Source organism: Burkholderia sp. B10 (genome assembly GCF_004368385.1).
Lineage (GTDB): Bacteria > Pseudomonadota > Gammaproteobacteria > Burkholderiales > Burkholderiaceae > Burkholderia > Burkholderia vietnamiensis.
Map to the genome: position 1 here is coordinate 43648 of NZ_PQMX01000044.1, position 10800 is coordinate 54447.

General features: G+C 67.6%; 9 protein-coding genes. 5 read left to right on the forward strand and 4 right to left on the reverse strand.

What is annotated here, in order from left to right:
* Positions 1–39 precede the first annotated feature (39 nt).
* Both atpC and atpG read right to left on the reverse strand, forming a co-directional pair.
* Complete coding sequence (atpC, locus tag C3Y15_RS21095; RefSeq protein WP_011882628.1) at positions 40–495, reverse strand: ATP synthase F1 subunit epsilon; 456 nt, start codon at positions 493–495, stop codon at positions 40–42.
* A gap of 19 nt (positions 496–514) precedes the next feature.
* Entirely contained in the window at positions 515–1384 is an 870-nt protein-coding gene (gene atpG / locus C3Y15_RS21100; protein WP_034194551.1) for an ATP synthase F1 subunit gamma, read from the reverse strand.
* 67 nt (positions 1385–1451) lie between these two features.
* Between atpG and C3Y15_RS21105 the strand changes: the two genes are divergently transcribed.
* Genes C3Y15_RS21105 through C3Y15_RS21115 form a run of 3 tightly spaced genes read left to right on the forward strand, consistent with a single transcriptional unit; the run spans position 1452 to position 4926 of the window.
* Entirely contained in the window at positions 1452–2588 is a 1137-nt protein-coding gene (locus C3Y15_RS21105) for a phosphate acetyltransferase (RefSeq protein WP_081335143.1), read from the forward strand.
* Between the two features lie 11 nt (positions 2589–2599).
* A complete protein-coding gene (locus tag C3Y15_RS21110) occupies positions 2600–3820 on the forward strand; it encodes an acetate/propionate family kinase (RefSeq protein ID WP_011882625.1) in 1221 nt (406 codons plus the stop codon).
* Positions 3817–4926, forward strand: coding sequence for an alpha/beta fold hydrolase (locus C3Y15_RS21115; RefSeq protein WP_011882624.1), 1110 nt, complete (start codon positions 3817–3819; stop codon positions 4924–4926). Before C3Y15_RS21110 ends, C3Y15_RS21115 begins: the two co-directional genes overlap by 4 nt.
* A 40-nt stretch (positions 4927–4966) precedes the next feature.
* Here the strand turns inward: C3Y15_RS21115 and C3Y15_RS21120 are convergent, their stop codons facing one another.
* The gene (locus tag C3Y15_RS21120; protein WP_069246445.1) at positions 4967–6178 is read right to left on the reverse strand and encodes a crosslink repair DNA glycosylase YcaQ family protein; all 1212 of its coding nucleotides are present in this window, start codon (positions 6176–6178) and stop codon (positions 4967–4969) included.
* 334 nt (positions 6179–6512) lie between these two features.
* Complete coding sequence (locus tag C3Y15_RS21125) at positions 6513–7901, reverse strand: MFS transporter (RefSeq protein WP_014725415.1); 1389 nt, start codon at positions 7899–7901, stop codon at positions 6513–6515.
* 307 nt (positions 7902–8208) lie between these two features.
* On the opposite strand from C3Y15_RS21125, the gene treA reads away from it, so the two are divergent.
* Positions 8209–9912, forward strand: a complete 1704-nt coding sequence (treA, locus tag C3Y15_RS21130) for an alpha,alpha-trehalase TreA (protein ID WP_069246446.1) — start codon at positions 8209–8211, stop codon at positions 9910–9912.
* Positions 9913–10131: 219 nt separating this feature from the next.
* The gene (locus tag C3Y15_RS21135) at positions 10132–10518 is read left to right on the forward strand and encodes a hypothetical protein (protein ID WP_080957615.1); all 387 of its coding nucleotides are present in this window, start codon (positions 10132–10134) and stop codon (positions 10516–10518) included.
* Positions 10519–10800: the final 282 nt, after the last annotated feature.

The window sequence follows — 10800 nt, forward strand, 5'->3', positions numbered from 1 at the left end:
ACCGATACGCCCGGCTGATAAACCCGACCGAACCGCGCGTCAGCCGCCGCGGCGGGCGCCGTGCGATGCGTGGTCGCGCATCGCCATCGCGAAGAACCGCCGGATCTCGTCCATCAGCTCCGCGCGTGCCGACGCGAAGTCGAATGCGCGCCGGTTTTCCTGCGCGTGCACGCGCCGCCACTCGTCGGCCGCGTGGCGCGCTTCGCGCGCGCGCAGCGCATCGAGCTCGGGTGTGCGCAGCGCGTGATCGGCGATCAGCGTGACGCCTTCGCGGCTCACTTCGAGCACGCCGCCGGCCACCAGAATGCGGCGCCGCTCGCCGCTCGGCGCATCGACGAGCGTGACGACGCCGGGCCGGATGCGCGTGAGCAGCGGCGCGTGGCGCGGATAGATCCCGAGCTCGCCGCTTTCGCCGGGGACGACGACGAAATGCGCGTCGCCCGAATACAGCACGTTCTCGACGCTCAGGATGTCGAGCTTCATCGACGTGTCCATCGTCGCCTCCTTCACTCGTTCAAACGGCCGCCGCGCCCGCGACGATCTCGCACAGCTCGGTGGTGATCTGCGCCTGCCGCGTCTTCTGGTAGAGCCGCCGCAGGTCGCGCAGCACGCGGTCCGCGTTGTCGGTCGCGGTCTGCATCGCGAACATGCGCGCGCATTGCTCGCAGGCGTCGTTCTCGACGACGGCCTGGTACAGCATCGATTCGACGTAGCGCAGCAGCAGCGTCTCGACCGCCGGCCGCGGCGCCGGTTCGTACAGATAGTCGGACGACACGCTCTCGCTTGCCGGCGCGGCGTCGTCGGGCGTGGCGAGCGGCAGCAGCATGTCGATGCGCGGCTCGTACGCGAGCGGGCTCGTCAGACGGTTGTAAGCGATGTACACCGCGTCGAGTTCGCCGTCGACGAACGCGGTCAGCGGCACGAGCAGCGCGCCGAGCACGGTGTCGAAATGCGGTTGCGCGGCGAGGCCGCCCGAGCGCGCGACGATGGTCGCGCCGTGACGCATCAGCGGCTGCAGCCCGCGCGCGCCGATCACGCTCAACTCGCACGCGATGCCGTCGTGCTCCCATCGTTCCAGCGCATCCAGGCATTGCACCAGCAGCCGCGCGTTCAGCGGCCCGCACAGCCCGCGGTCGGTGCTGACGACGATCAGCCCGACGCGCCGCACCGTTGCGCGTGGCGTCATCAGCGTCGAGCCGTAATCGGGCCGGTCGCGCAGCACGCGTTCGGCGATCGCGCGCACGCGCTCGGCATACGGCCGGAAGTCGCGGGCGCGCCGCTGCGCGCTCGCCATTTTGGTCCGTGCCATCATCTCCATCGCCTTGGTGATCTGGCGCGTGGACGAGGTGCTGGCGATTTTCGAGCGAATTTCGCGGATGTGCATGGTCGGCAAGGAAGGGGATGCGAGGCAGGACGCGCCGCGTATGCAGGCGGGCTGCCATCGATGCGTCATGGTGCGATTTCATGCTATCGGGACTTCACCTGAAACGATTGATGCGGGTCAAACAATCGTCTGCGGATTCGCACCAGAATCGGTTCACGCGTTCCTCCACGAACCTTCACGAGAGGCAGTCATGTCCGACTCCCGGCAGCATCAGAAATACGACGCGCTGATCGCGCGATGCCGTACGGTGCGGCCGGTGACGGTCGCGGTCGTCCATCCGTGCGACGAAGTGTCGTTGCGTGCGGCCGTCGATGCCGCGCAGGCCCGCATCATCACGCCGGTGCTGGTCGGCCCCGCCGCGCGCATCACGGCGCTGGCCGCGACGATCGGCGTCGACGTGTCGGGCTTTCGGCTCGTCGATGCGCCGCACAGTCACGCGGCGGCCGCGTTGGCCGTCGCGCTCGTGCGCGCGGGCGACGCGCAGGCGCTGATGAAGGGCAGCCTGCACACCGACGAGCTGCTCGAAGAAGTCGTGCGGCCCGATACCGGGCTGCGCACGCAGCGGCGGTTGAGCCACGTGTTCATCATGGACGTGCCGACCTACTACAAGCCGCTGTTCATCACCGATGCGGCCGTCAATATCCGGCCGACGCTCGAGCAGAAGGCCGACATCGCGCAGAACGCGATCGATCTCGCGCATGCGCTCGGCATCGCGCAGCCGAAGGTCGCGATCCTGTCGGCGGTCGAGACGGTCAGTTCGAAGCTGCCGTCGACGGTCGATGCGGCCGCGCTGTGCAAGATGGCCGAGCGCGGCCAGATCACCGGCGCGCTGCTCGACGGGCCGCTCGCGCTCGACAACGCGATCAGCCCCGAAGCAGCGCGCCTCAAGCATCTCTCGTCGGCCGTCGCCGGCGACGCCGACATCCTGCTCGCGCCCGATCTCGAAGCCGGCAACATGCTCGCGAAAGAGCTGACGTTCCTCGCCAATGCCGATGCGGCCGGCATCGTGCTCGGCGCGCGCGTGCCGGTGATCCTGACGAGCCGCGCCGACAACGAGCGCACGCGGCTCGCGAGCTGCGCGATCGCGGCGCTGGTCGCGGACGCCGCGCGTGGCGCGGGCGTGCCCGCGGCCGTGGTGTCGCCGGCATCGGCCACGCCGGCCGAGGCGGCGGTGCTGGCGTCGGCGCAAGCCGCATCACGGTGAAGGAGGCGGCGATGCGGCATCCGGTGCTGGTCCTGAACGCAGGCTCGTCGAGCCTGAAATTTTCGGTGTACGACACGCGTGACGACCGGTCGCTCGACGCCGGCGTGCATGGGCAGATCGACAGCCTGCACGTCGCGCCGCGTCTCACCGTGGTCGATGCGCACGGCGTGCTGCTCGCTGATCGCGCGGTCGCACGCCCCGGCCATCATGCGGCGATCGAAGCGCTGCACGCGTGGTTCGCCGATCACGTCGGGCGCGAGGCGGCGTTCGACGGCGTCGGCCACCGCGTCGTGCACGGCGGCCCGTATTTCACCGCGCCGGTGCGGATCGATGCGCGCGTGCTGGAGACGATCGCATCGCTGGCGCCGCTCGCGCCGCTGCACCAGCCGCATCATGTCGATGCGATTCGTGCGGTCGCCGCGTTCGCGCCCGAGCTGCCGCAGGTCGCCTGTTTCGACACCGCGTTCCATGCGACGATGCCCGCGCTCGAGCGCGAATTTGCGCTGCCGCGCGCGCTCACCGAACAGGGCATCGTGCGCTACGGCTTTCACGGGCTGTCGTACGAATATGTGTCGGGCGTGCTCGCGGAACTCGATCCCGCGTGGCGGCAGCGCCGCACCATCATCGCGCATCTCGGCAACGGCGCGAGCCTGTGCGCGCTCGAGCAGGGCCGCAGCGTCGCGACGACGATGGGCTTCACCGCCGTCGACGGGCTGCCGATGGGCACGCGCACGGGTAGCCTCGACCCCGGCGTGATCCTGTACTTGCTGCGACACGACGGGCGTTCCGTCGATGACGTCGAGCATCTGATCTATGCGGAATCCGGGCTGCTCGGTGTGTCCGGCGTGTCGAGCGACATGCGCACGCTGCTCGCGAGCGATGCGCCTTCGGCCGCGCATGCGGTCGAGCTGTTCGCGTATCGCGTCGCGCGCGAGATGGCCGCGCTGGCCGGCGTGCTCGGCGGCGTCGATACGCTGGTGTTCACCGCGGGCGTCGGCGAGCATGCGCCGCGCGTGCGCGAGCTGATCTGCGCGCGCGCCGCGTGGCTCGGCATCGCCGTCGACGCAAGCGCGAACGCGGCCGGCCGCGCGGTGATCTCGACCGACGCGTCGCGCGTGACGGTTCGCGTGATGCCGACCGACGAGAATTTGATGATCGCGCGTCACACGCGCCGCGTGCTGGACGGCGCGGTATTTTCTCCTTCGACCTCGAGCGCCTCACTATCCCGATGAAATCCACTCACCGACCCGCGACGGCGTCGCTGCCGATCTTCTGGCCGATGGCGGCCGCCGCCACGCTGTTCGAAGCCGGCTCCGAACTCACTGCCCGCAATCTGCGATTCGTCGCGGAGGAGGAGAAGCTGCACTTCGGCCAACGTCCGGCGCTCGCCACGGAGAACCGGCCGCTGCTCGAGCTGCGCACGATGATCTTTCGCGACTACTCGACGGCGCAGCCGCAAGGGCTGCCGACGATCGTCGATGCGCCGTATGCCGGCCACAGCGCGATGATCGCCGATTACCAGCCGGGGCAGAGCCTGATGCAGACGCTGCGCGAGCACGGCGTCACGCGGCTCTACCTGACCGACTGGCGTTCGGCGACCGAGGACATGAAGGATCTCGAGATCGACCAGTACCTTGCCGAACTGAACGTGTGTGTCGACGAGCTGGGCGGGCGCGTGAACCTGGTCGGGCTGTGTCAGGGCGGCTGGATGTCTGCGATGTACGCGGCGCGCTTCCCGCACAAGGTCGCGAGCCTCGTGCTCGCGGGCTCGCCGATCGACACGGACGCGGGCGACGGCCCGATCAAACAGATGGCGCATACCTATCCGCTGTCGTTCTACGAGGAGCTCGTTGCGATGGGCGGCGGCCTGATGCGCGGACGTTTCATGCTGCGCGGCTGGAAGAACATGCATCCCGACCAGCATTATCTGGCCGACCACGTCGATCTCTACGAACATCTCGACGACCCGGATTATCTGCGCAAGCGCGAGATATTCGCGAGCTGGTACGAGAGCCCGATCGACCTGCCGGGCCGCTGGTATCTGCAGGCGATCCAGCAGATCTTCAAGGAAAACCGGCTCGCGCGCGGCACCTTCGTTGCACTGGGCCGCACGCTCGACCTGAAGGACGTGCGCTGTCCCGCATTCCTGCTCGCCGGCGAAACCGACGACATCACGACGCGCGAGCAGGTGTTCGGCGCGCAGCAGTATCTCGGCACGCCGGCGGAGCAGGTGACGAGCCGGCTCGTGCCGGGCGGCCACATCGGGCTGTTCATGGGCTCGCGCACGTTGAAGGACACGTGGCCGGGGATCGCCGCGTGGATCGCGCAGCAGCGTTGATGCGGGCAGTTGGCGCGGCGAGTCCGGCGCGCCCACCCGCTCACGCGCCGGCCAGTGCCTTTGCCAGCTCTGGCGGCGCGTGCGCGACCGTCACCTGCGGCGTGCCATGCCACGCCGCCAGCCGTTGCACGGCCTTCGCGACATCGGCCGCGAGCCCCGTGCCGAATCGCACGCCGGGCTCGACGTGCACGGCCTTCAATTCGAACGTGCCGAGCGCGCGATGCGCTTTCGCGTCGACGCGTCCGATCAGCCGGCCGCGATGCAGCACCGGCAGGCAGAAGTAGCCGTAGCGCCGCTTGTGCGCAGGCGTATAGCACTCGATCGTGTAGTCGAATCCGAACAGCGTCGACGCACGCCGGCGGTCCCACACCACCGGATCGAACGGCGACAGCAGCGTCGTCACCGTCGAGCGCAGCGTGTCTGCCGCGGCGGCCGGCAGCAATGCGTCGAGCGAGCGATGCACGTAGGCCGGCTCCTTCCAGCCGGCCACTTCGACCGGAATCAGCTCGCCCGCGCCCGCGAGCGCGTCGAGTTCGGCACGATACGAGCGGCGCGGCAGCCGGTAGTAATCGGCGACCCAGTCCGCGCGCACGACGCCGAGCGCGCGGCAGGTGTAGTCGAGCAGCGCCGGCAGCACCGCCTCGCGCGGCGGCAGGTCGCACGCATCGTCCCAGTCGGGCAGCACGCGTTCGCGCACGTCATAGATCCGCTGGAAATTGCGGCGCTCCGATACCATCAGCTCGCCTAACGTGAACAGCACTTCCAGGTGCTTCTTCTCGGGTTTGCGGTCCCACCAGCCGTTGCCTGTTACGCCATCCTCACGGACGAAATCCGCCGATTTCACCGGGCCTTGCGCGCGGATCCGCGCCAGCAGCGAGTCGATCTCCGCGCGATTCTGCGCGTGCCAGTCGGCCGCGTATTTCCATCCCATTCCGCGCGGGTCGAGCATCTTGTAGCGCATCAGCCCGAACTGCTCGACGGGCAGGAAGCACGCTTCGTGCGACCAGTATTCGAACAGGCGCGCTTCGGCGAGATGCTCGTCGAGCCAACGCGGGTCGAAGTTGCCGACGCGGCTGAACAGCACCAGATACGGGCTGCGCGCGACGACGTGAATGGTGTCGATCTGCAATTGCGCCATGCGGCGGATCGCATCGAGGACGTCGGCCTTCGTGGCCTTGCGGCGCGGCGGGGTCAGCAGGCCCTGCGCGGCGAGATGCAATGCGCGGGCGGCGGCGGGCGAGAGCGTGAGCATCGGGACGGCGGCTGAGGTGGCGGTCGGGCATCACTGTAGCGCGAAAGCGGCGCGCGCGTGCACGCCGCGTGTCTGACAATGCTTGACAGATGCGCGGCCCGAGTTTCCTTATAGTGCTGCCATGACGCGATGAAACAGGCGCGCAACGATTCGGCTTCCGACGCACATATGTCAATGGCACGCAGGAAGCAGATCCGGGATTCTCAACCCCCACGAGGAACCCGGAGCCCTGAGCGGACATCCATGCGGCTGTGCACCGGCCCCGTGTGGATGTCCGCTGTTTTTTTCGTGGTCCGTCACGAGCCGAATCCTGTTCTTCAGCCCATCTGGCGCATCATTTCCGCTTGCCGCGCGCGACCTCGTCGCCGGCGCCCGGCGGCAGCCGGCGCGTGATCGGAATCGACGCGAACGAGCACAGCCCGACCACGACGAACGCCGGCCAGAAGTCCGACCACACCATCGTCTGATGCCCCTGCAGCCAGTGCGACAGATGCAGCACGAGGCCGGCGACCGTCACGCCGAGCCCGAGCGACATCTGCTGGACGACGCTGCCGAGGCTCGTCGCGCGCCCTGCATCGGCCTGCGAAATATCGGCGTAGATCATCGAGTTGAGGCTCGTGAACTGCAGCGCGGGAAAGATTCCGCCCACCAGCACGATGGTCCAGATCGCCCAGGTCGGCATGCCCGGATGGAACACGCCGTATGCGGCGATCGCGAGCCCGGCGAACGCGGCGTTGTAGATCAGCACCGTGCGAAAGCCGAAGCGGCGCAGCGTATGAGTGGCCGTCGAGCGGCTCACCGCGCCGCCGAGCGCCGACGCGCAGGTGATCAGCCCGGAGTGGAACGCGCTCATGCCGAGCCCTTCCTGCAGCGCGAGCGGCAGCAGGAACGGCACCGCGCCGAGGCCGATCCGGAACAGCGAGCCGCCTACCACGCTCGCGTGGTAGGTCGGAATCTTCAGGAAGCTCAGATCGAGCACCGGCCGCGTCTTGCGGCGCGCGTACGGCACGTACAGCGCGAGCATCGCCGCGCCGACCGCGCACATCGCGATCGCGTTGCCGCGCGACGTGAGCGCGCCGTCGATCAGCGTCAGCCCCATCAGCAGCAGCGCGGCGCCGCTCGCCGACAACAGGAACCCGAACCAGTCGAGCGGGCCGGGATCGGGCTCGTGCGTATTCGCGATGTGCTTGCTCGCCAGATAGATGCCGTAGATGCCGATCGGTACGTTGATGAAGAAGATCATCCGCCAGTGCAGATAGGTCGTGATGAAGCCGCCGACCAGCGGCCCGAGCGTGGGGCCGAACAGCGCGGGAATCGCGAGGTAGTTCATCGCGCGCACGAGCTCGGCGCGCGGCACCGCGCGGAAGATGATGATGCGGCCGACCGGCACCATCATCGCGCCGCCGACGCCCTGCACGAAGCGCGCGAAGGTCAGCAGGCCGAGCGAGTTGGAGGCCGCGCACAACAGCGAGCCGGCGACGAAAATGCCGATCGCGGTGCGGAATACCGAACGTGCGCTGAAGCGGTCGGCGAGCCATCCGCAGATCGGGATGAAGACGCCGAGGCCGACCACGTAGGCCGTGATCGCGATGTTCAGGGTGACGGGACTGTGCCCGAAGTCTCTCGCCATCGCGGGCAGCGCGGTGACGATGATGTTGGCGTCGACGCTTTCCATGAACAACGCACAGGCAACGATGAGCGGTGCTAGAAAGACGGGCGACATGGGCAGGGCGCGCGGTAAAGGCGCCATTATGCCCACATTGTGGGGATCGCGTCACGCAGCCGTGCGCGTGTTCCGCATGTTGCAATAGTCGTTCCTGTTACGGCGTCGCGAAGCAGAGACGACTGCGCCGGCGCCTCGGCTCCCGGCGACGCGCCCCCCCGACTTGCGCGCGTCGCGCGTTTCGTGCGACAGTCCACCCACATCTGCGAAACACCACAATGCGCATCGATCGACGGCCATCGAGACGAGCGCCCGCGCGAACGAGACCCCTGCCGATCCACTGGCCACCGAAAGGAGGGGACACGTCATGACATCGCGTCGTGCCGAATCGATCGCATCACATCCCGGTCTGCATCCGTCCACGCCCGCGCCGCGTCCGCGCTGGGCGGCGGTACTTGCCATCGCTTATCTTGCCGTCGCCGGCTGCGCCGCACAGGCCGACAATGCGAACCACGCGGCGAGCCAGCCCGCGATGCAGACGGCCGCAGCGCCGGCAAGCGCCGCAGCGGGCGCGCTGCTGCCGCCGCCTAGCCAGCTGTACGGCGACCTGTTCGTCGCGGTGCAGACCGCGCAGCTCTATCCCGACCAGAAGACGTTCGTCGACGCGACGCCCAATACCGATCCGGCGACGATCGTCCAGTTGTATCAGCAACAGAAATCCCAGCCGGGCTTCTCGCTGAAGGCGTTCGTCGACCAGTACTTCACGGCGCCGCCGCAGGGTGGCGTCACGCCGCCCGCGAACCTGACGCTGCGTCAGCACATCGACTGGCTGTGGCCGCAGCTCACGCGGACCACGACGAGCGTGCCGCCGTACAGTTCGCTGGTTCCGATGCCGAAGCCGTACGTCGTGCCCGGCGGCCGGTTCCGCGAAGGCTACTACTGGGACACCTATTTCACGATGCTCGGGCTGCAGGTGTCGGGGCGCGAGGATCTGGTCGACGACATGCTCGACAACTTCGCGTACCTGATCGACACGGTGGGCCACATCCCGAACGGCAACCGCACGTACTACGCGAGCCGCTCGCAGCCGCCGTTCTTCGCGTACATGGTCACGCTCGCCGCGCGGGCGGAAGGCGACACGGTCTACCAGAAGTATCTGCCGGCGCTGCGCAAGGAGTATGCGTACTGGATGCAGGGCGAAAGCGCGGCGCCGCGCGGCGAGGCCGTGCGCCACGTGGTCGCGATGCCGGACGGCGCGGTGCTCAATCGCTACTGGGATGCGAGCGACACGCCGCGCGACGAGTCGTATCTCGAGGACGTGACGACGGCGAAGGCCGTGCCGAGCCGTCCGGCGAACGACGTGTACCGCGACCTGCGCGCGGGCGCCGAAAGCGGCTGGGACTACAGCTCGCGCTGGTTTGGCGACGGCAGGACGCTCGCGACGATCCGCACGACGTCGATCGTGCCGGTCGACCTGAACAGCCTGATGTTCCATCTCGAGACGACGATCGTGAAGGGCTGCACGGTCGCGCGCGACGTCGGATGCGTGGTCGATTTTTCCGCGCGGGCCGCGCGCCGCGCCGCCGCGATCAACCGCTATCTGTGGAACCGCCACGGCTATTACGGCGATTACGACTGGCAGTTGCGCAAGCCGCGCGACGGCGTGACGGCCGCTGCGCTGTATCCGCTGTTTGCCGGCGTCGCGTGGCCGGAGCGCGCGAAGGCGACCGCGCGCGAGGTACGCAAGACGCTGTTGCAGCCGGGCGGCCTCGCGACGACGACGCAGAACACCGGCCAGCAGTGGGATGCGCCGAACGGCTGGGCGCCGCTGCAATGGATCGCGATCGAAGGGTTGCGGCGCTACGGCGAAGCGGCGCTCGCGAAGGACATCGGCACGCGCTTTCTCGCCGACGTGAAGCACGTGTATGCGACCGAAGGCAAGCTCGTCGAGAAGTACGTGGTGGAGGGCGCCGGCGAGGGCGGCGGCGGTGGCGGGGAATATCCGCTGCAGGACGGCTTTGGATGGACCAACGGCGTCACGCTGAAACTGCTCGGGTTGTATGGGGAGTAGCGGCGGTTGGCGCTGACGTGTGGCGACTAACGTGCGTTGGTCGAGACCTGATCTCCCGGTCAGCGGGAGATCAGGTCGGGGATTGCTTTGGGGTTGCTTCGTCAAGGGGGCGCGATCGACCCTGAGCGGTCAGTCAGGTTTGCCGTTAGCGGTCATTCAGCTTGAGGCTTGTGCTGGTAGGATTCACGTCCGGTTGGATGAATCGGAGCAATTCAGCAAATGAAATTCAACATCGAAGGGAAGGCGGAAATCATCGCGCCAACGCCACGACAGATCACTCACGCACTGAAATCGCTGCGCAGCTATGGCAAGTCATCTTATGCGTCTTTGACTGATGCTAGTGGTAGCTATGTGCAGGTAGCGGGCGGCGGCGTAAGTTGCATGATTGAGCGTTTCCAGTTCGGTGCGCAACGGTGGAGAGCATTCCACGACAAATCGTCACCTGTACGCCCAGACGGCACCATCCTAGTCTTCCGGGCGGGCAACATTCCGATGCGCTCAGACGAATGGTTCATGGCTGACCAGGTTGTGGAGGTATTTCTGGCCTTCCTCAACGGCGCACCGTACCCACCATTTGTTCATTGGCGGCCAGCGCCGGGCTTTTAAGGAGGCATCCGCCAGGAGACACTTTCTGCCGGCTTCTGTATCCCGAACTGTCAACGTTTCGAGGTTCGCGTTCGACTGACCGAAAATGGCCGAACCGAGTCAGCCGATCTGGTTCTGTCTATTTGGTCTAGCCGGCCTTAATACAGCTAACGGCAATCGGCTGCGACCGACGGGGATCAGCTGCCGCAGCAGTAGCCGAAGCCCAATCCCCAAGCCGACTGCCCGTTCGACCACGCACCGCACTGCCGCGCGAGCGACGGTGAGGTGCGGCACCTCCCACCC

What these genes read in the sequence shown, in the direction of transcription:
- atpC (WP_011882628.1), bottom strand. Translation starts at nt 495, where the DNA reads ATGGACACGTCGATGAAGCTCGACATCCTGAGCGTCGAGAACGTGCTG.
- atpG (WP_034194551.1), bottom strand. Translation starts at nt 1,384, where the DNA reads ATGCACATCCGCGAAATTCGCTCGAAAATCGCCAGCACCTCGTCCACG.
- C3Y15_RS21105 (WP_081335143.1), top strand. Translation starts at nt 1,452, where the DNA reads ATGGTGCGATTTCATGCTATCGGGACTTCACCTGAAACGATTGATGCG.
- C3Y15_RS21110 (WP_011882625.1), top strand. Translation starts at nt 2,600, where the DNA reads ATGCGGCATCCGGTGCTGGTCCTGAACGCAGGCTCGTCGAGCCTGAAA.
- C3Y15_RS21115 (WP_011882624.1), top strand. Translation starts at nt 3,817, where the DNA reads ATGAAATCCACTCACCGACCCGCGACGGCGTCGCTGCCGATCTTCTGG.
- C3Y15_RS21120 (WP_069246445.1), bottom strand. Translation starts at nt 6,178, where the DNA reads ATGCTCACGCTCTCGCCCGCCGCCGCCCGCGCATTGCATCTCGCCGCG.
- C3Y15_RS21125 (WP_014725415.1), bottom strand. Translation starts at nt 7,901, where the DNA reads ATGTCGCCCGTCTTTCTAGCACCGCTCATCGTTGCCTGTGCGTTGTTC.
- treA (WP_069246446.1), top strand. Translation starts at nt 8,209, where the DNA reads ATGACATCGCGTCGTGCCGAATCGATCGCATCACATCCCGGTCTGCAT.
- C3Y15_RS21135 (WP_080957615.1), top strand. Translation starts at nt 10,132, where the DNA reads ATGAAATTCAACATCGAAGGGAAGGCGGAAATCATCGCGCCAACGCCA.